Below are 20,480 nucleotides of genomic sequence, written 5' to 3'. Positions count from 1 at the left end.
CACCGGAACAACCATGATGGCGTGGGACCCACGTCGTCTTGCTCCACGCAGGAGAGCGTCAAATGTCATCCGCCGCCTCAGGTTATTTTCGCCGACTGAGCCGCAGGCTGACCGAGGATCTCGATCAGTTGGACGCCGAGGAACTCGCCGAATCGGCCGATGCGTCGGGTGCCTGCCGGGCCTCGGACTGTCAGCGCGGTGACGAGGCGACCATGCTCGGCCGACTACGCAGTGTCGAGGCGTGTCCGAAGTCCGTCGGCGCCAGTGTTCAGGCAGAATTCTTCGACGGCACCGACGCCATCAGTCTGGTGTGGATCGGTCGCCGCCGTATTCCCGGTATCGAACCGGGACGCAAGATCCTTGTCCGCGGTCGTGTGGGTGACCGGGATGGTCGTAAGGTGATCTACAACCCCTACTACGAATTGCGTGAGAACAGCTGACGTATGCCATCGAGCAACGAGAACGCCGCGGAGATCCACACCCGAGGTCGTGAGCCGATCGACGCGGGCCCGTCCGACGCCGTAGATCGCTCTGTAGACGCCGAAACCGAAGAGGCCGAACAAACCCTCCTCGAGCAGTTGGGCGGCTTCAGCGGCCTGATCTACTCGACGCTGCCGGTACTGGTCTTCGTGCCCGTGAACACCTTTGCCGGGCTCACTGCGGCGATCTGGTCGGCACTCGGCGTGGCTGCCGCGATTCTGGTGTGGCGGCTCGTGCGGCGCAGCCCCATCCAGCCCGCGATCTCGGGCTTCCTCGGGGTGGGCATCTGCGCGTTCATCGCCTACCGCATGGGTGAGGCGAAAGGCTTCTTCCTGTTCGGCATCTACACCAGCCTGGTCTATGCCGGGGTGTTCCTTGTGTCGATGCTGGTGCGCTGGCCGCTGGTCGGCGTGATCTGGGGTGTGCTCAACGGCCACGGCACCGAATGGCGGTCCGACCGCCGAGTCGTGCGCCTCTACGACCTGGCGACCACCACCTGGGTGATCGTGTTCGGCGCGCGTTATCTGGTGCAGTCACAGCTCTACGACACCGATCGCACCGGCTGGCTGGCCTTCGCGCGCATCGCGATGGGCTGGCCGCTGACCGCCGTCGCGCTGGCCGTGACCGTGTGGGCGGTGCGCCGGGCCGGACATCTGCCGGTGCGCCGGGGTACGGCCGCCGAAACGGCCTAGGAATTCCCGCCCCGAATTCCGCTGGGGTGTTAACGAATCGCCGCCGGAGGTGGGGGAGTATCCACCCTGGGGTGCCTGGTTGGGCGACCGAGTTCATCAGACGATCAGTGCAAGCAAAAAAGCACGATCGGCGAGGAAGGACTCGGAAGTTGGCTACCGAGCACAGCATTGCGACACTGTCGAAAAACCAGGCCCACCACAATCCGGCCCTGTCGGAGAGCCGCCGGGTATCGGCCGAACTGGATAAGTTGATCGGTTCGGCGGCAGCGGGCGACCGTGCGGCGGTCACCGAGATCATCCGGCTGGTCCACCCGCTCGTGCGCCGGTATTGCGGTGCGCGCCTTGGCAATACCGCACATCTGCACGTCACGGCCGACGATGTGGTGCAGGAGATCCTGCTGGCCACCGTCAACGCCATTCCGCGCTACCGCGATCAGGGCAAGTCGTTCCTGGCGTTCGTCTACGGCATCGCGGCCAATAAGGTGGCCGACGCGTTCCGGCGTTCGCAGCTGCACCCGATGTACCCGGTCGACCAGGTGCCCGATACGGCATCGACCGCGGCAGGCCCGGAGGAGTGGGCGATCGCGTCCGAACGTCGCGAGGCCACCCGGGAATTGATGAAGATCCTGGCCCCCGCGCACCGCGAGGTGCTGGTGATGCGGATCGTGCTCGGCTGGACCGCAGCGCAGACCGCCGAGGCCATCGGCACCAGTCCCGGCGTGGTCCGGGTTATGCAGCATCGCGCGCTGAACAAGCTGCGCGCGCAGCTCGCGGCCGCATCCTGAGCTCGGACAGGCGCTGATCCATATCAGCCTTGTCGGGGAGTCAGGGTTTGATACCGTGCGTGGCCAGCGCCACCCGCAGGTCTTCCTCGGCCTCCACGGAGGTCACGAACAACAGCTCGTCATCGCCCTCGAAGGGGTCGTCGGGCTGCGGCACGATCACGCGGCCGCCGCGCAGAATCGTCACCAGGGCGGCGTCGCGCGGCAGGGTGAGCGTGCGGACCGGCTTGCCCGCCAAGGCGGTATCGCTGGGCAGGGTGATCTCGACCAAATTGGCCTGACCCTGCCGCAGCGTCATCAACCGGACCAGATCGCCGACCGAGACCGCCTCTTCCACCAGCGAGGCCAGCAGCCGCGGCGTCGACACTGCGACATCGACGCCCCAGGACGCGTCGAAGAGCCATTCATTGCGTGGGTCGTTGACCCGCGCCACCACCCGGCGCACGCCGAATTCGGTCTTGGCGAGCAGGCTGTGCACCAGATTCGTCTTATCGTCGCCGGTGGCGGCGATGACGACCTCGTAGGTCTGCATACCCGCGTCCTCCAGCAGTGCGAGTTCGCACGCGTCGGCATGGACCCAGATGGCATCCGGGATGGCGGCGGGGTCGATGTGGTCGAGCTGGCGCTCGAGCAGCATCACCCGATGGCCGCCGCGCAGTAGCTCCCTGGCTATCGATCGGCCGACGGCGCCGGCTCCGGCGATCGCCACTTTCATGTTCAGTCCTCGCTTGCTGGGGGCTTACCGGCCAAGGCGACGGCCTCGCCGACGGAGCCGGAGGTGGCTGCGACATAGACGACGTCGTCGGCCTGGACCACGGTCTTGCTCTCGGGGAGCAGGCCTTGACCGAACCGGATGATGAAGGCGACCCTGGCGCCCACGCTGCGCTCCAGATCGCGCACGGTGCGCCCATACCACTCCTCGTGCAGTGTCAACTGGGCTACCGCAACGGTGCCCGTCGGATCCCGCCAGGTCGTGGTGCCGCCGTCCCCGATCAGCGTGGTGAGGAAGCGGTCGGTGGTCCACGGCACGGTGGCGATGGTCGGAATGCCGAGGCGCTCGTAGACGGCGGCGCGTTTGGCGTCGTAGATGCGCGCGACCACGCGCTGCACACCGAACATTTCCCGGGCCACCCGCGCGGAGATGATGTTGGAGTTATCGCCGGAGGAGACTGCGGCGAAGGCGTCGGCCCGCTCGATTCCCGCGCGGGTCAGCACATCCCGGTCGAAGCCGACACCGACCACCCGCTCGCCCGGAAAGTCCTCGCCGAGGCGCAGGAAGGCGCTGTGGTCCCGGTCGATCACGGTGACCTCATGGCCGACCCGGACCAGGGCGCGTGCCAGCGATGAGCCGACTCGTCCGCAACCCATGATCACTACGTACACCGCAACCTCGTTCCTGGAAACTGTGTTCAATTGGCGGCACTCGCAGGCCCTACGTGGTTACGCAAGCTACCGCCTCCGGGCGGTGAGCTCGCGCCGCAGGGCGTTCGGTTTGCTTACCTCGGCATCGAACCGTACCCGCCAGATGTTTCCATGGCCCAATTTCCCCTCCACCTGTCAACCAAACATACGACGCGAACCAGCCGAGGGAGCGCTGCATCCTGCGGGGATCTATGCTCGCTCCAGTGTCCAAGTTGACGACGGCAGCCAAACGTTTGCTGCTGGGCAGGCCTTTCCGTAGCGATGCGCTGGGCCATACCCTGCTGCCGAAGCGAATCGCGCTTCCGGTGTTCGCCTCCGATGCCATGTCCTCGGTGGCCTACGCTCCGGAGGAAATCTTCCTCGTTCTTTCGGTGGCAGGCATTTCTGCCTACGTCTATGCGCCCTGGGTTGGTCTGGCCGTCTCATTCGTGATGGCCGTGGTGGTCGCCAGCTATCGGCAGAATGTGCACGCCTACCCCTCCGGCGGCGGTGACTACGAGGTCGCCACCACGAATCTCGGGCCCAACGCCGGGCTCACCGTCGGTAGTGCGTTGCTCGTCGACTATGTGCTCACGGTGGCGGTATCCATCTCTTCGGCGGCGTCGAATATCGGGTCCGCGATTCCGTTCGTCGCCACGCACAAGGTGTTGTTCGCGGTCGTCGCCATCGTCGTGCTGACATCGATCAATCTGCGCGGCATCCGGGAATCCGGTGTCGCCTTCGCGATTCCGACCTACGCCTTCATTTTCGGCATGTTCGCGATGCTGGGGTGGGGGCTGTTCCGCATCTTCATACTCGGCGACGACCTGCGCGCCGAATCGGCGGGCTTCCAGCTCAATGCCGAGGAGGAGCACCTATACGGACTCGCGTTCACCTTCCTGATCGCGCGGGCGTTCTCCTCCGGCTGTGCCGCGCTCACCGGTGTCGAGGCGATCAGCAATGGTGTGCCCGCATTCCGGAAACCCAAGTCGCGCAATGCCGCGACCACGTTGCTGATGCTCGGCAGCATCGCGATCGCACTGCTGATGGGCATCATCATCCTGGCCCAGAAGATCGGGATCGTCTACGCGCACAATGAATCCGAGTTGATCGGCGCGCCTGCGGACTACCACCAGAAGACGCTCATCGCCCAGCTGGCCGAGACCGTCTTCCACGGCTTCCCGATCGGCTTCTTCTTCATCACCACGGTGACCGCGCTGATCCTGGTGCTCGCCGCGAATACCGCGTTCAACGGGTTCCCGGTGCTGGGTTCGATTCTGGCGCAGGACCGTTACCTGCCACGGCAGTTGCACACCCGTGGCGACCGACTGGCGTTCAGCAACGGCATTCTGTTCCTCTCGGGTGCGGCCGTCGCATTCGTCGTGGTGTTCGGCGCCGAGGTGACCAAGCTCATCCAGCTGTACATCGTCGGGGTATTCGTCTCGTTCGTGCTCAGCCAGACCGGCATGCTGCGGCACTGGACCCGGTTGTTGCGCACCGAAACCGATCCGTCGCAGCGGGCGCGGATGAAGCGTTCGCGGGTGATCAACGCGATCGGGCTCAGTGCCACCGGGACGGTGCTGGTCATCGTGTTGATCACCAAGTTCTTCGCCGGTGCCTGGATCGCGATCTGCACCATGGTGTCGATCTTCGTTGTGATGAAACTCATTCGGCGGCATTACGATTCGGTTTCCCGCGAACTCGATGAGCAGGAATGGGACGGCGTGCTGCCGAGTCGGTCGCATTCGATCGTGCTGGTGTCCAAACTGCATCTGCCGACGCGCCGGGCGCTGGCCTATGCGCGCGCGACCCGCCCCGATACTTTGGAGGCGGTGACGGTGAACGTCGACGAGGCCGACACCAGGGCGCTGGTGCGGGAGTGGGAGCGCAGCGATATCACGGTGCCGCTCAAGGTGATCGAATCGCCCTATCGCGAAATCACCAAGCCGGTACTGGATTACGTCAAGCGGGTGCGGCGCGATTCGCCGCGCGATGTGGTGACCGTATTCATTCCGGAATACGTTGTCGGACACTGGTGGGAGCAGATTCTGCACAACCAGAGCGCGTTGCGGCTCAAGGGCAGGTTGCTGTTCGAACCGGGTGTCATGGTGACGAGTGTGCCGTGGCAGTTGACGTCGTCCGCGAAGGCCAGGCAGGCCGGTGTGGTGAGTGCGCCCGGTGCGGTGCGGCGCGGGTACGGGGACCGAGGGTGACCGACTGGCGATCGAACACTTTCCAGGTGCGGCTCGGGCCGCCCGGACATGGCGGATTCTGTGTCGCGCGGCACGAGGGCCGGGTGGTCTTCGTGCGGCACGGACTGCCCGATGAACTGGTTCGAGTGCGGGTCACCGAGGATCGCGGGGGTTCGTTCTGCCGTGCCGATGCGATCGAAATCCTGGAGGCATCCCCGGATCGCGTTCCCGCCACCTGTCCCGTCTCCGGTCCCGGTGGCGCGGGCTGCTGCGATTTCTCCTTCGCCACCCCCGCCGCGCAGCGGGCGCTGAAGGCGGCGGTTGTGGCGGAGCAACTGCATCGCATCGCCGGAATCGAACGAGATATCACCGTGGAGCCGATCGCCGGTTATCCGGCCGACGCCACCGGCGGCTGGCGCACCCGCGTCCGCTTGGCCGTTGACGGCGAGGGGCGACCCGGAGTGCACGGGTACCGCAGCACCGAGGTGATCACCGATCTGCGCTGCCCCCAGCCGGTTCCGGGTGCGATGGCGGGTATTGCGGATCGAATATGGACTCCCGGCGCGGATCTGGTAGTCGCGGTCGACGGCGATGGGATGCGGCACATCGTCGAGTTGGCTCCGTCGGCAGTTGCGGGACGTGCTGAGTCCGAACGGCCTTCGAGGCGAGGTGCGGATCGGCGTGGCAGGCGGGACACAGACCGGCGTTCCGGAAAGCGTCGCGCCGCTGAGCGGGGGCCCGGCAGCGAGTCGCCGCGGACCGGTGCACGCGGACACGGCGACGAAGGCCGTCGGGGCGGATCGGAATGGCGGCGTATCGATGACGGAGACGGCCCTGAAGCCCTGCCCGGCGATGCGGATGGTCGCAGTCGTCGTGCCGAACCGGGGCACGATGGCGAGTGGGATCGGGGCAGGCGTCGGGATCGGTCTCGTCGTGACGAGTTCGGTGGCGAAGGCTCGCGAGGCAGCGATCGGTCCGGATCGGCTGGGGGAGAGGGGGTTCGGCGGCGGGCGGCGGCGCGGCGGGCGGCGACGCACGCGGCTCGGGACGAGTGGGTGATGGGCGGTAGCGGTCGGACGGTCGAGTATGTGGCCGGGCGGCGGTGGGAGCTAGCGGCAACCGGGTTCTGGCAGGCGCATCATGGTGCGGCGCAATGTTATTCGGATGTGGTCGCCGGCTGGGCTGGGCTCGGTCACGGGGAGCGGGCATGGGACCTGTACAGCGGCGTAGGGGTTTTCGCGGCCCGACTGGCCGGACAGGTCGGCCGGACCGGTTCGGTGCTCGCGGTGGAATCGACGCGGTCCGCGGTCGCCGACGGTAGTGCCGCGCTGCGCGATCTGCCCTGGTTGGACCTGCGCGCCCAGCGTGTCGAACACTGGCTGGCCGAACACGCCAGCAGCGCCGCCCCGGATGTGGTCGTCCTGGATCCACCCCGCGCGGGCGCGGGCAAGGAGGTCGTCACCGCCGTGACCACCAGCGGCCCGTCCCGCATCATCCACATCGGTTGCGATCCGGCCTCATTCGCCCGCGACCTCGGCCTCTACCGATCGGCGGGCTACCACCTCGCTGAGCTACGCGCCTTCGACGCCTTCCCAGCCACCCACCACGTCGAATGCCTCGCCCTACTGGAGCGTTGAGACCTGTAACGCCTGGCGCAGAGCAGGACCGCCCGCGATAGCGCCATACCGCCAGCCCCGGGCGTCGGAGTCAGCATCATCAGCGGCACCCCGGTATGCAGCCACCGGCCGGACTTCAGCCCCTGTCCATCGATCCACGGTGCGAACCGGCCACACCCAGGCCGGCCCGAAGGCGACCCCGGCGAACTATCCGGTGCCCTCGATCGCTGTTGTGGCAGCGCGGCTTACAGTCAACCATGACCGTGTATGTCGTCGCACAACTGAAGTTCACCGATCGCACCGCCTACGATCGTTACCGTGCGCGCTTCCTCGAGGTGTTCACCCGCTACTCCGGCACCCTGCTGGCCTCCGATGAATCCCCGCGGGTGATCGAGGGCGATTCGGATCACGAGAAGGTCGTACTGATGTCGTTCCCGGACGAGCCTTCATTCCGCGAGTGGGCGGATTCCCCTGAGTACCAGGAGATCTCGAAGGACCGCCACGCGGGCGCGGATACGGTGACCTTGCTGATCAATGGCATAGACCGACGCTCGTGACGGTCAGTCTTCAAATACCGGTGGCCGCCGGTCGCGCCGCGCCCGGATGGCCTCGTCGAAATTCTCGGTGGTGAGTCGGACGTAGAGCTGGGACATGCCCTCGTGCTGCATATGGGATTCGAAACCGCCGGCCTCCATACCGCTCCACAGCATGCGTTTGGTGAGCTCGGTACCGACGCGGCTGAAGCTGATGATGCGTTCGGCCAGGTCGTAGCAGGTGTCCAGCAGTTTGACGGTGGGCACGACGCGCGAGACGAGGCCGATCCGTTCGGCCTCGACCGCGTCGACATCCCGGCCCGACAACATGATTTCGAAGGCGCGCGAGGCGCCGATGGCGCGCGGCAGCAGATAGCTGATGCCTAATTCCGCCGAGGTGAGGCCGTTATTGATGCCCGCCGCGCGAAAGTAGGCGTCCTCGCCGGCGATTCGGATATCGGTGGCGACACTGAGACAGAAGCCACCGCCGATCGCCGCACCGTTGATCGCGCCGATGACCGGCTGGTTCATCCGCCGCAGCGTGATCATCACATCGTTGAGCAGATCCATCGAGCGCCGCGCAACGCTGGTCTTGGTGAGACCTTCGGTATTGGGAATCCGGCCCGCGTTCTGCAGATCCGCGCCGGAGCAGAAGCCCTCGCCCGCGCCGGTCAGCACCACGACCCGCACTTCGTTATCGGCACTGACCGTTTCAAGGGCCTCGCGCAGCGGGATCATCACATCGAAGGCCATCGCGTTCATCCGTTCCGGCCGATTGAGCGTGACCAGCGCGACCTGCGGTCGCGGTTTCTCGATGAGCACGAACGACATGCGGACCCCTTCAGACGCGATGAGGCCCTCACTATACCCAAGCAAGCGTTAGGTCAGATGGAATCAGTCGAGCTGCCAGGTCGCGCGGATGGTCGCCGAGATTTCGGATTCGCCGAGTTCGACCGGAACCGGAGCGCCACCGTAGGACTCGTTCATCGGGGCCGACATGGCCATGAGCCGGGGCGTGGCGGCCGGAGTGGAGGTGGCGTTCTCGGTGATTTCGAGAACCGGGCCCAGGGACCGCCGAGCACGGCCCGCATACTGCTCAGCCTTTGCGAGCGCGTTGTCCCAAGCGGCATCGCGGGCGCGGATCAGCAGGCTCTCCTGATCGGCGAAACCGAGATCGAGGCCGCCGAGGCGGACATCGTCACCACCGGCGTCGACACAGTTGGCGATGATTGTTGCGGGGCCCGGATCCGCAGTTTCGCCGATATCGCGCAGCACGACGGTGAGCTCGGTGGTCGCGACGTAACCGGTGATCTTGGAGCCACCGCCTTCGAGCCAGACGGTTTCGGTGCGCACCGACAGCCCGCTGGTGGCGATATCGGTGCCGGGAACGCCATCGGAGCGCAGCGATTCGGTGACGGCGGCGACGCGCTCACCGGCTTGGCCGTAGGCGAGCGCAACCTTGCCGGCCCGGGTTTCGATGGAAATGGTGACGCGCATCAGATCCGGGGTGGCGCGGGCGCTGCCGGCCCCGAGGGTGGTGACCGTGCCGGCGGTGTCGTGGGACTTCTTCTTGCTCACGGCGCTCTCCTGACTTCATCGGTTTCAGACGCAACGGTCGTTCGGAAATGTCCCCTTGACCCGGGCAAAGCCGGTCAACAGTCGCCGCCGCGCACGGCGATCGCCCGTCCCGCCGCATCCATCCGCGCATACGCCCCCGCGGCGAGTCGCTCGAGCAGCGCGAGCTCGAGGTCCGGCGCTTGCTCGGTGAGCATGTCGAACCGCTCCGGACGCAGAACCGCAACGCGCACCGCGCGTTCCGCACGTGCCTCGTTCCCGAACGGTGTCCCGACCAACATCGGGGCCTCGCCGAAAGACATTCCCGCCGAATGTGATACCAGCCGATGGGTCCGGGCATCGGCGCCCTCGAAGGTGATCCGGACCCGGCCTTCGAGAATCGGATACAGCCCGGTGCGACTGCTGCCGCGCTCGGCGATGACCGCGCCGCGGGCAACGGTGCGCACCTCGAAATCCTTCGCCAGCCGGCTGCGATCGTCCGAAGCGAGAGCCGCGAGTGCGGGATGGTCCTCGATCGGCAGGAACGTGCACGCCGGTTCCTCCGCGGGCCGATGGTGGTCGAGGACGATGTCCTTGGTGCGTCGCAGCCGTGAGGGCACCTCGGCCACCGTGTACGCGGCGCGGATCGTGGTGCGCAACTGGGTGACGTGCAGGAAGTGCAATTCGAGCCGCTGCGACAGCGCCCGGCACGCTGCGACACCGCGCGCGCTGTTGCCGTGTCAGCGTCGCGGCCATCAGCGCGAGGTCGCGGCAGGTGACATCGATCGAGCACTGCCGGAAGTACCGGTCGACCGCCTCGTCCGGATCGGATTCGATGATGCCGAAGGAGCGCTGCATGTCGCCGATGGCGTGATTGCGGAATCCGGTGCACGCCTCTGATGCGTACACCGCCTCGTTCATGGTGAGCATGCGCCCGGCGAAGCGGGAGTAGGACCGCCGGATGCGCTCGAAGCGCTCGGTCGGGTCACGGCCGTTGATGAGTGCGGCCGCTGTGATGGCGCCCGCATTGATCATCGGATTGCGGGGGCGTTCGGTCACCGGATCCTGGCTGATCTCATTGAACGCGTCGCCGGATGGTTCGACATCGATGTGCTCGACGACGGTCGCGATGCCCCGATCGGCCAGTGCGAGTGCGTAGGTGACGGGTTTGGCGATCGACTGGATGGTGAACTCGGTGGTGACGTCGCCGGTACCGTAGACCCGTCCGTCCGCGGTGGCCAGGCACAGTCCGAACGAATCGGGTTGTACGGCAGCCAGTTCGGGGATGTAATCGGCGAGTTCCCCGGAATCGTCGGCGCGGCACAATTCGTAGACATCGGTGACGATGCGTGCCACGACGCCGGGGTCGACCGTTTGCGGAACCTTCTGCTCGGGCAGGGCCACGGGTCCACTCTAAGCTGGGTAACGTTAGGTTGACCGGCGAACTCGCCCGCCCGAGCGTGTCTGCGAATGGGCGGCGATTCGTGTGGAGGCTCACACTTCCACGCGAAGTCGGCTGGTGGCGGGGCATTGTCGTGCGGAGCCACTGGCGCGGCTCCGTAGACTGATCGGATCAGATGCGCTATCCGGAGGGAGCGAGTTCAGGTGGGAGTGCTTTCCCGGGTCGATACGCCCGAAGACCTGCGACGGCTGACCGTTGCCGAATTGGGTGAACTTGCGGAGGAGATTCGCGAGTTCCTGGTGCAGAAGGTCGCCGTCACCGGCGGGCACCTCGGCCCCAATCTCGGCGTGGTCGAGCTGACCATCGCACTACACCGGATCTTCGACTCGCCGGCCGATCCGTTGATCTTCGACACCGGGCATCAGGCCTACGTGCACAAGATCCTCACCGGTCGCAAGGATCAGTTCGACACGCTGCGCAAGCAGGGTGGATTGTCCGGCTACCCGAGCCGATCCGAGAGTGCCCACGACTGGGTCGAGTCCTCGCACGCCTCGGCCTCGCTGTCCTATGCCGACGGTCTGGCGAAGGCCTTCGCGCTGACCGGGCAGAACCGGCATGTGGTCGCGGTGGTCGGCGACGGCGCGCTCACCGGTGGCATGTGCTGGGAGGCGCTGAACAATATCGCCGCCGCGCCGGACCGGCCGGTCGTCGTGGTGGTCAACGACAACGGCCGCTCCTATGCGCCGACCATCGGCGGCCTCGCCGACCGGTTGACCGCGCTGCGCACCCAGCCCGCCTACGAGCATGCGCTGGATGCGGGTAAGCGGATCCTCAAGAGCATTCCGCGCGTCGGTGAATCCGCGTACTCGATGGTGCACGCGGTGAAGGCCGGGATCAAGGATGCGGTGAGTCCGCAGGAGCTGTTCAGCGATCTCGGGCTGAAGTACGTCGGGCCGGTGGACGGCCACGACACCGTCGCATTGGAAGCGGCGCTGCGTCGCGCGAAGGATTTCGGCGGGCCGGTGGTCGTGCACGTGGTGACGCAGAAGGGCCGCGGCTACTCGCACGCCGAGAACCACGTCGCCGATCAGATGCACGCCTGTGATCCGATCGACCCGCTCACCGGCCGACCGCTCGGCGGCCCCAAAGCGCTCGGCTGGACCTCGGTGTTCTCCCAGGAGCTGATCGCGCATGCGGAGAAGCGCGACGACATCGTCGCGATCACCGCGGCCATGCCCGGACCGACCGGTCTGGCGGCATTCGGGGAGCGGTTCCCGGAGCGGATGTTCGATGTCGGCATCGCCGAACAGCACGCGATGGCCTCGGCGGCCGGACTCGCCCTCGGCGGCATGCATCCGGTGGTGGCGATCTACTCCACGTTCCTCAACCGCGCCTTCGACCAGTTGCTGATGGATGTCGCGCTGCTGAAGCAGCCGGTGACGGTGGTGCTGGATCGCGCCGGGATCACCGGTCCGGACGGCGCCTCGCACAACGGCATGTGGGATCTGTCGGTGCTCGGCATCATTCCGGGCATGCGCGTTGCGGCCCCGCGCGATGCGGCGACATTGCGTGAGGAGTTGGCCGAGGCGCTCGCGGTGAGCGACGGACCGACCGCCATCCGCTTCCCGAAGGGCAGTGTGGCCGAGGATATTTCGGCCGTCGAGCGGCTCGATGGGGTCGATGTGCTGCGGCTGCCCGAGCGTGAGGGCGGCTCTGCTCGAGCCCAGCGCGGTGATGTACTGCTGGTCACGGTCGGACCGTTCGCATCGGCCGCGGTCGCGGTCGCGGATCTGCTGGAGCCGGAAGGTATTTCGGTCACGGTGATCGATCCGCGGTGGGTGCTGCCGGTTTCCGATACTGTCGTCAAACTCGCCGAAAACTACCGTCTCGTAGTGACTTTGGAAGATGGCGGTCTGCACGGCGGCATCGGATCCACCGTATCCGCGCGCTTGCGCGGTGCGGGCTTGGATGTGCCGACCCGCGATCTCGGTGTGCCACAACACTTCCTGGACCATGCGTCTCGCAACGAGATGCACGAAGAGCTCGGATTGACCGCTACCGATATCGCCCGCCGCATCTCGGGCTGGCTCGACGCACGCTGAGTAAGGGTTTGTCGCTCCGGTGCCGACCGGCGCTGGGCGGCACCGTCATTGGTGCTTTCGCCTACCGTGCTGCGTTACGCCGGTGGGAGGCACGGACTTTCACGCGATTGCCGCAGACGTCCATCGAGCACCAGGTGCGGCCGCGGTTGCGGGAATGATCGTAGAAGGCCCAGCGGCAGCTCGGTTCCCGGCAGGTCTTGAGGCGTGACCAGGTGCCCGCCGCGACCGCGGTGGCGACGTCGGCGAGCAGGGTGGCCAGGGCGTGGTCGACGTGGTCGTTGGTGTGCGGGACCAAGCGGGGCGGGGTGCTGGTCACGTCCAGAGTCAGCGGCAGCGCCACGGTGAGCGCGGCGAGTTCGGCGCGGGCCGCTGGGTTCAGACCGTCCGGACGGGGGCTGGTGACGGGTTCGGCGTTGTTCGTGGCAAGTAGGGCGCGCAGCCCCTCGCGGACTCGGACGGTTCGCTGTTGTGCGGCCGTATCGGCTGAGCCCTCGGGCAGCAATTCGTGTGTGCGGAGCCAATTCGTCAATTGCTCGGGTGTGCCGATGGCGTCGCCGTCCGCGCGGCGGGTGTTGACGAATTCCACCAGACGAGCGAGCGCCGCAGGTGCGGCATCGACTGTATCGGACATGAAACCAATAGTAACCCTCCATTGACGATAGCTGGTTACTTAACTACCGTTCAACGAACAGAAGTTATCCAGAGCGAAGACTCCGCTCCGGCACAGGAGGATCAGTAATGGGATCGGTCAAGAAGGAGATCATCGTCGAGGCGCCCGCCGAGGAACTGTGGGCGATCATCGGCGACTTCGCACAGGGCCCGGTCCGAATGGCACCCGGATTTGTCACCGACAGCACCCTCGACGGCCCGGACCTGCGCATCGTCACCTTCGCGAACGGCACAGTGCTGCACGAACGGTTCATCGCGCTCGACGAAGCCGAACGCCGGATCGTGTTCTCCATCGTCGGCGGGAGCGTCACCCCGGAGCACGACAGCTCGTCCATGCAGGTTTTCCCGCATGCCGACGGCAGCCGCTTCGTCTGGATCCACGACACTCTGCCGCACGAACTCGCGGACGCATTCGGTGCCTCCATGGAGCACGGCCTGCAGGTCTTCAAGCAGTCCGTCGCGACCTCGTCGTGAACGGCGAGTTCGGCCTACTCGGGGGTCAGGGCGGCGGCGAGTCGGGGGACTGCGAGTTCGCGCTGCCAGGGTCGGGCGCCGCCCGACTTGAGGAATCCGTCGATCGCGGCGGATAGGTCGTCGAGCTCGCCCACACGGTCGTAATCGGGGAGTCCGTCCCAGCACAAGCGGCGCACCAGGTCGGGGGAGAGCAGATTCTCCACCGGAATCGCGTACTCGATGGACAGTTCACCCATCGCCGCGCGTGCTCGAACCAGTCGGGCGGCGGCAGCCGGATCGCGGCGCTCCCAGCGGTTCACCGGGGGCGGTCCCTCGAACGGTTGGGTCAGGGGTGGTAGGTCGGTGTCGGGGAGGGCGCGGCCGCGGTCGACGGCGGCGAGCCAGTCGCGGGAGTAGCGGCGTTGGCGTGGCCCGCCGAAGACCGGCAGGGTGCGCAGTTGGGCGATGGTGCGCGGTTCGGCATTCGCGGCGGCGATGATCGCGGCATCCGGAAGGATGCGGGCTGGGGCGACATCGCGGGTGCGCGCGAGGGTATCCCTGGTGGTCCACAGTTCGCGCACGATGGCCAGCTGGCGGGTGCGGCGCAGGGTGTGGATGCCGGAGGTACGCCGCCAGCGGTCGGCCTTCGGCGTGCCGGGTTCGGTGATCCGGACATGCTCGAATTCCTGTGCGGCCCAATCGGTCTTGTGCTGGGCGTCGAGCGAAACGGCCACCTCGTCGCGCAGCTCGAGCAGCAATTCGACATCGAGTGCCGCGTAGTTCAGCCAATCGTCGGGCAGCGGCCGGGTCGACCAGTCGGCCGCACCGTGACCCTTGCGCAGCGCACGACCCAACAGCCGCTCCACCATGGCTGCCAGTCCGACGCGCTCGAAACCGGCCAGCCTGCCACCCAATTCGGTGTCGAACAGTCGCGCGGGGCGCAGGCCGAGTTCGGCGAGTCCGGGTAGATCCTGATCCGCCGAATGCAGCACCCACTCGAGATCGTTGATCGCGGCCGCCAGCGGTTCGAGCGCTTCGGCGACCGGAATCGGATCGATCAGGAAACTGCCCGAACCCGCGCGCCGCAACTGGATCAGGTAGGCACGCGCCGAATACCGGAAACCGGAGGCGCGCTCGGCATCGACGGCCAGTGGACCGGTGCCCGCCGCGAGCCGAGCAGCGGCGTCGGCGACCTCTGCTGCGGTAACGAGCACGGGGGGCACACCGTCGGCAGGCACGAGCAGCGGCTCCGCCGTGCTTTCTGGTGGCGTGTTGCTTTGCTCGGACTCGTCTGCTACCGACATAAACCTGAACTTTACGTGGCGATCAGGTGTGGTCGTTGCTGGTATACGACTCCGGTCGCAGATGGGTGATTCCGGCGGGCGGTAAACCGGCCGCGTAGGCCAGCACTTCGCAGAAGCCTTCCACGTGCGGACGCATATCGGTGGTCATCGCGGTCCAGGAGGCGCGCAGCTCCAATTGGTGTGCGCGCGGCGGTCCCGCGATATCGCCGTAGCGCACCGAACTGGTGGAGGTCACGGTGCCGCCGAGCGCGGTAAACGGTTCGCCGCGGGTTTCGAGCGCGTCGACCAGCCAGCTCCAGGCGACCTCGGGAAGCAGCGGGTCGGTGGCCAGTGCCGCATCGATATCGGCCTGGATGTAGGCAACCAAGCGGAAGACACCGTGCCAGGCCTCGCCGCCCTCGGGATCGTGCAGCAGGATCAGCCTGCCGAAGGCATCGCCCTCGGAGTCGACCGGCACCACATTGGTTTCGGGGTGTTTGACTTCCGCGCCTAGTGCGTACGAAAAGGGTGCCAGGCGTTGTGGGGGCCGGATCGGTGCCAGCTCGATTCGAGGGTGCACGGTTGCGGTGCCCATCGCATCGACCGCGGCGCGAAACTGAGCTGGCTCGCCGTTGGGTCCTTCGGTCGGTGCGGCTCCGTCGCGGAAGTCGAGCGGTGTCACGGAAGCGACGGTAGACCTTGCGTGCCCGGCGCAGTCGGAGGCGCGCCGCTAGAGGGCCTTGCGGGCCGCATACGATAGGCGGTGATGAGCACTCAAACCCGTCGCCGGTTGACCGATGCCCCGTTCCTGGCCGCCGCCACCGGCGCCGCACCGAGCCGTCGTCCGGTGTGGTTCATGCGGCAGGCCGGACGGTCGCTGCCCGAATACCGCGAACTGCGCAAGGGCATCGGCATGCTGGAGTCGTGCTTCGACCCGGAGCTGGTGTGTGAGATCACCATGCAGCCGATCCGGCGCCACGGTGTCGATGCGGCGATCTTGTTCTCCGACATCGTCGTTCCGCTGAAGGCCGCCGGTATCGATCTCGATATCGTGGCCGGCGTCGGGCCGGTGATCGCCTCGCCGGTGCGCACCATCGCGGACGTGCGCGCACTGCCGCGGCTGCGACCCGAAGAGGTGGGCGCGGTGACCGACGGGGTGAAGCTGCTGACGGACGCACTCGGCGATACGCCGCTGATCGGATTCGCCGGTGCGCCGTTCACGCTCGCGTCATATCTGGTCGAGGGTGGGCCGAGCAAGAACCACGAGCGCACCAAGGCGATGATGCACGCCGACCCGACGACCTGGCACGAGCTGCTCGGCGTCCTGACCGATATCACCATCGCCTTCCTGCAGGCACAGTTGGCCGCCGGTGTGGACGCCGTGCAGTTGTTCGATTCGTGGGCCGGTGCGCTCTCGTTGGCCGACTATCGCGAATTCGTGCTGCCGCATTCGGAGCGGGTATTCGCGGAGGTCGCCGCGGCCGGGGTGCCGCGGATCCACTTCGGGGTCGGGACCGGTGAGTTGCTCGGTGCGATGGGGGAGGCGGGCGCCGATGTCGTCGGCGTCGATTGGCGGGTGCCGCTGACCGAGGCGGTGCGTCGGGTCGGACCCGGAAAAGCGTTGCAGGGCAACCTGGATCCCGCCGTGCTGTTCGCCGGATCCGCTGCCGTCGAGGCCGAGGCGCGGCGCATCGCACACGAGGCCGATGAGGCGATCACCATGGGTGCGGCCGGTCATATCTTCAACCTCGGGCACGGTGTGCTGCCCGATACCGATCCGGGCGTGCTGACCGCCCTGGTGCAACTCGTCCACGAACTGTGACCGACCGGTCGGCCGATGCTGCTGGGTAGGAGTCCGGTGGTCGAGGAGATCGCGGGCCGGGTCGCCGCCCGCGCGCCGCGACTCGGTTCGACCCGCCTGGTAGCGGTGGACGGTCCGGCTGGAGCCGGAAAGTCGACGTTCGCAGCGTCTTTGGCGGCACTGTGCGATGCGCAGGTGGTACACGCCGACGACTTCGCGGCTGGAAACAACGAACTCCCCTGGTGGCCGCGGCTCGAACAGCAGGTGCTGGTGCCGATCGCCCAGGGCCGTGTCGGTCGATATCAGCGATACGACTGGGACGAGCGGGATTTGGCCGAATGGCACGATGTCAGGCCGGGGGGAGTGCTCATTCTCGAAGGCGTCTCCTCGGCCCGCGCCGCCGTCCGCGATCGGCTATCGCTCGCGGTATGGATCGACACTCCACGTGCGGTGCGTCTGTCACGCGGTCTCGAACGCGACGGTGCCCATACCCTGCCCTTATGGGAGCAGTGGATGGCTACTGAAGACGAGCACTTCGCCACCGACAACACGCGCGACCATGTGGACCTGATCATCCCCGGTGCGCCTTGACCACCCAGACGAATGGCGTAACGGACCCGTCGCGCAGATCACGCCTTATGTGCGGCCGTAAATGGCTGTGCGACAGTGCAATTCCGGAGGCCGACTAGGGCTTGCGCTGTCCGATCACCACGTCGAGCAGGGCGGCGGCTTCGATGGCGAGTGCGTCGACGGCATCGCTGTGTCCGGCGAGTTTGCGCAGCAGCGCCTGTTGGAAGAGGCCGTCGAAGATGGCGTATGCCGTGGCGGAGGGGATCAGGAGCGGTCGACCCGACAGCTCGGCGAAGCGGTCGACGACGTTGCGGATCATCTCCTCGCGATGGCCGTCGATTTCGAGCACGTCATCGCGGAAGGACTCCTCGAACAGACTCTGGTTGCGCAAGTCGTACCAAAGCCGGTGCAGTGGGGCGTCGGCATCCAGGGTGGCCGCCATTGCGGCGCCGAAGTCGCGCCGGAGCTGGTCGGCCGTTGCCGCTGCGGCGACGATGTCGTCGTAACGGGTGACGCACACCTGCTCGTATTGCCGCACCGCGTGGGTGATCAGCTCGACCTTGTCGTTGAAGTAGTAGTGCAGCACTCCGTGGGTGAACTCGGATTTCTGCGCGATCTCCCGCAGGCTGGTCCGGGCATAGCCGAGTTCGGCGAGGGTGTGCAGTGCGGCGGCGGCCAGCTGTGCGCGTCGCTCGCCGAACTTGTCGACCTGTCGGCGCGCGATTCGATCCCGCCTGGTCTCGACGATTTCGGTCATCGTGGCTTCTCTCCGTCACCGCTCGTGTGAATTCGCCCAGTGTATCGCGGTATCGGCAATGGGCGACCGGCAGGTTTGACGACCGTGCAAGAAATGCTTGACGACTGTCAAAAAAAGTCTTGACGACCGTCAAGCATGCGCGCACACTGTGATCCACGTCGCATCCGATCAGTCGAATGCGAAATCCGAATGGACGATCTCGAGGAGGAGATGCCGGATGAGTGGGTACGACCTGACCGGGCGCACGGCCCTGGTAACCGGTGGTGCGCGAGGACTCGGCGCGGGTATGGCCGAGGCGCTGGCCCGCGCCGGAGCGGTGGTCGCGATCGGCGATGTGCGCGAGGATCTCGGTAAGGAGACCGTGGAAGCGCTGCGGGCCGGCGGCGCGACGGCCGAATACGTGCCGCTCGATATCACCGATGACGCGCAATGGACGCAGGCGGTCACCGATACCGTCGCGACGCTCGGTGGCCTGGACATCGTGGTGAACAATGCCGGCGTCGAAATCACCGGCCTCATGGTCGATCTGGATCCGGAAGAAGTACGCCGGATGCTCGAGGTGAATGTGCTCGGCACCGCATTGGGCATCAAACACGCGTTACGCGCGATGCGACCGGGCGGCGCGGCGGGCCGCGGTGGCGCCATCGTGAATATCGCCTCGGTCGCCGCGACCATCGCCTTTCCCGGCATTTCGGTGTATTCGGCGACCAAGTCCGCGGTGGATCGGCTCACCAGGGTCGCGGCGATGGAGTCCGGGAAACTCGGCTACGGCGTGCGGGTGAATTGCGTATACCCCGGACTCGTCCCGACCGAGATGGGTGCCCAGTTGGCCGACGACGTCGCCCGGATCGGCTTGTTCCCCACTGCGGAAGCCGCCGTCGGCGCCGTCATCGAACAGACGCCGCAGGGACGGCTCGGCGAGGTTGCCGATATGGCCGACGCAGTGGTGTTCCTCGCCTCCGATGCCGCGCGCTTCATCACCGGTGCTGGTCTACCGGTCGATGGCGGCATGGGCATGTGAGCACTGCGACAACGAAAGGTTCGAGATTTCATGAGCACCGATAAGCCCGTCGTCGTCTACGGCGCATCTGGATACACCGGCCGTCTGGTCTGTGAATACCTTCGCGAATTCAATATTCCGTTCGTAGCCGCGGGCCGGGACAAAACCCGGCTGCAGGAGGCGATCGACAAGATCCCCGGTATCGAAACCGTGGAGCACGAGGTCGTCGAGGTTGCCCACGAGGTCGCAACGTTGACCGAGCTGTTTCGTGGCGCCGGGGTTGTCTGCAACACTGTCGGCCCGTTCGCACAATACGGCCACGAGGTGGTACAGGCCTGCGTGGCAGCGGGGACCCACTACCTCGACACCACCGGCGAACAGGATTGGCTGATCGACTGCGATGAGCAGTACGGCGCCGAGATGGCCGCGCGCGGTCTGCTGCTCGCGCCGGGCGTGGCGCAGATGTACACCACCGGCGAGATCGCGGCGAATATCTGCCTGGAAACCCCCGGTCTGGACACCCTCGATATCCAGGTCTTCTGGAAGGGCTTCCCGACGGTCGCGTCCACGAAGACGATCCTGGTCAATGCCGCGCTGTCCAAGGCCTACTACCTCGAACAGAACCAGTATGTGGAGTGGCCCGCGGACGCCGGGCTCTACGACGTGGTGGTACCGGGCCAGCACGAGATCGGGCTCGCACTGCCCTGGGGTGGTACCTCACATCCGGTGTGGTTCAAGCGCGATCCGCGGGTCGCGAATGTGAAGGTGCTCGGCGGCGTTTTCAACCGGCCGTTGATGCAGGGCGTGCCGCAGATCGTGCAGGCGGTCGTCGAGCAGGTCAAAGACCTTCCGGTGCAGGAGAAATACCGCGTCCTGGCCGAACAGGCCGCACTGGTGCGCGACGAGATGCCGCCGCGGGAGAATCCGCGCATCAACACCTCGCTCGATTCCGTGCACGCGTCCGGACCGCTGGCGCGCGCCCACTGTGTGATCTATGGGAACTGCAACTATAAGCAGACCGGCCTGATGCAGGCGTTTGCCGCGAATGCTCTGCTGCAGACGCCGCCGAAACGAACCGGGTTCGCCTCGGCGTGCCAGGCTTTCGGTCATCGGGAACTGCTCGGAGTGCTGCGCGGTTTCGGATTGGTCAGTGAACCGGTCCTGAACGTGCACCGTTGATCGCGGCCTCGGGC

Annotated in this window: 21 protein-coding genes and 1 pseudogene; 12 read left to right on the top strand and 10 right to left on the bottom strand. The window is 66.5% G+C overall.

Annotated features, from left to right (window positions below):
- Nucleotides 1-62: 62 nt before the first annotated feature.
- The 3 genes from ACFYOW_RS05740 (at nt 63) to ACFYOW_RS05730 (ending at nt 1,957) form a co-directional block, all read left to right on the top strand.
- Complete coding sequence (locus tag ACFYOW_RS05740) at nt 63-440, top strand: OB-fold nucleic acid binding domain-containing protein (RefSeq protein WP_063043609.1); 378 nt, start codon at nt 63-65, stop codon at nt 438-440.
- A 3-nt stretch (nt 441-443) separates the two neighbouring features.
- Nucleotides 444-1,172, top strand: a complete 729-nt coding sequence (locus ACFYOW_RS05735; protein ID WP_387284821.1) for a DUF3159 domain-containing protein — start codon at nt 444-446, stop codon at nt 1,170-1,172.
- 149 nt (nt 1,173-1,321) lie between these two features.
- The gene (locus ACFYOW_RS05730) at nt 1,322-1,957 is read left to right on the top strand and encodes a sigma-70 family RNA polymerase sigma factor (RefSeq protein ID WP_387284819.1); all 636 of its coding nucleotides are present in this window, start codon (nt 1,322-1,324) and stop codon (nt 1,955-1,957) included.
- A gap of 40 nt (nt 1,958-1,997) precedes the next feature.
- Here ACFYOW_RS05730 and ACFYOW_RS05725 read toward each other — a convergent pair whose 3' ends face one another.
- The gene (locus ACFYOW_RS05725; protein ID WP_387284817.1) at nt 1,998-2,669 is read right to left on the bottom strand and encodes a potassium channel family protein; all 672 of its coding nucleotides are present in this window, start codon (nt 2,667-2,669) and stop codon (nt 1,998-2,000) included.
- Nucleotides 2,670-2,671: 2 nt separating this feature from the next.
- On the bottom strand, nt 2,672-3,337 hold the full coding sequence (locus ACFYOW_RS05720; protein WP_387284815.1) for a potassium channel family protein: 666 nt from the start codon (nt 3,335-3,337) through the stop codon (nt 2,672-2,674).
- Between the two features lie 242 nt (nt 3,338-3,579).
- Here ACFYOW_RS05720 and ACFYOW_RS05715 point away from each other — a divergent pair, with 242 nt between their 5' ends.
- The 3 genes from ACFYOW_RS05715 to ACFYOW_RS05705 all read left to right on the top strand — a co-directional run bounded on the left by ACFYOW_RS05715 (nt 3,580) and on the right by ACFYOW_RS05705 (nt 7,720).
- Nucleotides 3,580-5,568, top strand: coding sequence for an APC family permease (locus ACFYOW_RS05715; RefSeq protein ID WP_387284814.1), 1,989 nt, complete (start codon nt 3,580-3,582; stop codon nt 5,566-5,568).
- A complete protein-coding gene (locus ACFYOW_RS05710) occupies nt 5,565-7,184 on the top strand; it encodes a class I SAM-dependent RNA methyltransferase (protein WP_387284812.1) in 1,620 nt (539 codons plus the stop codon). Before ACFYOW_RS05715 ends, ACFYOW_RS05710 begins: the two co-directional genes overlap by 4 nt.
- Before the next feature lie 236 nt (nt 7,185-7,420).
- Entirely contained in the window at nt 7,421-7,720 is a 300-nt protein-coding gene (locus ACFYOW_RS05705) for a DUF1330 domain-containing protein (RefSeq protein WP_387284810.1), read from the top strand.
- A gap of 3 nt (nt 7,721-7,723) precedes the next feature.
- On the opposite strand, the gene ACFYOW_RS05700 is transcribed toward ACFYOW_RS05705, so the two are convergent.
- From ACFYOW_RS05700 to ACFYOW_RS05685, 4 genes and pseudogenes are all read right to left on the bottom strand, one after another.
- Nucleotides 7,724-8,527, bottom strand: coding sequence for an enoyl-CoA hydratase (locus tag ACFYOW_RS05700; RefSeq protein WP_387284808.1), 804 nt, complete (start codon nt 8,525-8,527; stop codon nt 7,724-7,726).
- A 63-nt stretch (nt 8,528-8,590) separates the two neighbouring features.
- Nucleotides 8,591-9,274 carry an SIMPL domain-containing protein gene (locus ACFYOW_RS05695; protein ID WP_387284806.1) on the bottom strand — a complete coding sequence of 228 codons (684 nt, stop codon included), beginning with the start codon at nt 9,272-9,274 and terminating at the stop codon, nt 8,591-8,593.
- Nucleotides 9,275-9,348: 74 nt separating this feature from the next.
- Nucleotides 9,349-9,933 (bottom strand): cyclic nucleotide-binding domain-containing protein, encoded by a 585-nt coding sequence (locus ACFYOW_RS05690; protein ID WP_387284804.1) that lies wholly within the window; start codon nt 9,931-9,933, stop codon nt 9,349-9,351.
- A gap of 106 nt (nt 9,934-10,039) precedes the next feature.
- Nucleotides 10,040-10,606 (bottom strand): annotated as a pseudogene (locus tag ACFYOW_RS05685) (glutaminase); the annotation flags it as partial.
- Nucleotides 10,607-10,855: 249 nt separating this feature from the next.
- Here ACFYOW_RS05685 and dxs point away from each other — a divergent pair.
- Nucleotides 10,856-12,754 (top strand): 1-deoxy-D-xylulose-5-phosphate synthase, encoded by a 1,899-nt coding sequence (dxs, locus tag ACFYOW_RS05680; protein WP_387284802.1) that lies wholly within the window; start codon nt 10,856-10,858, stop codon nt 12,752-12,754.
- A 61-nt stretch (nt 12,755-12,815) separates the two neighbouring features.
- Here the strand turns inward: dxs and ACFYOW_RS05675 are convergent, their stop codons facing one another.
- Nucleotides 12,816-13,385 (bottom strand): CGNR zinc finger domain-containing protein, encoded by a 570-nt coding sequence (locus tag ACFYOW_RS05675; RefSeq protein ID WP_387284800.1) that lies wholly within the window; start codon nt 13,383-13,385, stop codon nt 12,816-12,818.
- A gap of 107 nt (nt 13,386-13,492) precedes the next feature.
- On the opposite strand from ACFYOW_RS05675, the gene ACFYOW_RS05670 reads away from it, so the two are divergent.
- Nucleotides 13,493-13,897 carry an SRPBCC family protein gene (locus tag ACFYOW_RS05670; RefSeq protein WP_387284798.1) on the top strand — a complete coding sequence of 135 codons (405 nt, stop codon included), beginning with the start codon at nt 13,493-13,495 and terminating at the stop codon, nt 13,895-13,897.
- A 14-nt stretch (nt 13,898-13,911) separates the two neighbouring features.
- On the opposite strand, the gene ACFYOW_RS05665 is transcribed toward ACFYOW_RS05670, so the two are convergent.
- Together ACFYOW_RS05665 and ACFYOW_RS05660 are read right to left on the bottom strand one after the other, a co-directional pair.
- Nucleotides 13,912-15,180, bottom strand: coding sequence for an HRDC domain-containing protein (locus tag ACFYOW_RS05665; protein WP_387284796.1), 1,269 nt, complete (start codon nt 15,178-15,180; stop codon nt 13,912-13,914).
- A 22-nt stretch (nt 15,181-15,202) separates the two neighbouring features.
- Complete coding sequence (locus tag ACFYOW_RS05660) at nt 15,203-15,754, bottom strand: DUF3000 domain-containing protein (protein WP_387286025.1); 552 nt, start codon at nt 15,752-15,754, stop codon at nt 15,203-15,205.
- Between the two features lie 171 nt (nt 15,755-15,925).
- Here ACFYOW_RS05660 and hemE point away from each other — a divergent pair, with 171 nt between their 5' ends.
- Nucleotides 15,926-16,981, top strand: a complete 1,056-nt coding sequence (gene hemE, locus ACFYOW_RS05655; RefSeq protein WP_387284794.1) for a uroporphyrinogen decarboxylase — start codon at nt 15,926-15,928, stop codon at nt 16,979-16,981.
- Nucleotides 16,982-17,017: 36 nt separating this feature from the next.
- Nucleotides 17,018-17,551 carry a uridine kinase gene (locus ACFYOW_RS05650; RefSeq protein ID WP_387284792.1) on the top strand — a complete coding sequence of 178 codons (534 nt, stop codon included), beginning with the start codon at nt 17,018-17,020 and terminating at the stop codon, nt 17,549-17,551.
- A gap of 94 nt (nt 17,552-17,645) precedes the next feature.
- Here the strand turns inward: ACFYOW_RS05650 and ACFYOW_RS05645 are convergent, their stop codons facing one another.
- A complete protein-coding gene (locus ACFYOW_RS05645; RefSeq protein WP_387284791.1) occupies nt 17,646-18,287 on the bottom strand; it encodes a TetR/AcrR family transcriptional regulator in 642 nt (213 codons plus the stop codon).
- A gap of 217 nt (nt 18,288-18,504) precedes the next feature.
- Here ACFYOW_RS05645 and ACFYOW_RS05640 point away from each other — a divergent pair, with 217 nt between their 5' ends.
- Together ACFYOW_RS05640 and ACFYOW_RS05635 are read left to right on the top strand one after the other, a co-directional pair.
- The gene (locus ACFYOW_RS05640) at nt 18,505-19,308 is read left to right on the top strand and encodes an SDR family NAD(P)-dependent oxidoreductase (RefSeq protein ID WP_387284789.1); all 804 of its coding nucleotides are present in this window, start codon (nt 18,505-18,507) and stop codon (nt 19,306-19,308) included.
- Between the two features lie 30 nt (nt 19,309-19,338).
- The gene (locus ACFYOW_RS05635) at nt 19,339-20,466 is read left to right on the top strand and encodes a DUF5938 domain-containing protein (RefSeq protein ID WP_387284787.1); all 1,128 of its coding nucleotides are present in this window, start codon (nt 19,339-19,341) and stop codon (nt 20,464-20,466) included.
- The last annotated feature ends 14 nt before the right edge of the window (nt 20,467-20,480 follow it).

The sequence above is a fragment of the Nocardia sp. NPDC006982 genome (assembly GCF_042869435.1).
Taxonomy (GTDB): domain Bacteria; phylum Actinomycetota; class Actinomycetes; order Mycobacteriales; family Mycobacteriaceae; genus Nocardia.
The sequence above is the reverse complement of the archived record's forward strand: the minus strand, read 5'-3'. Positions and strand labels throughout refer to the sequence as shown.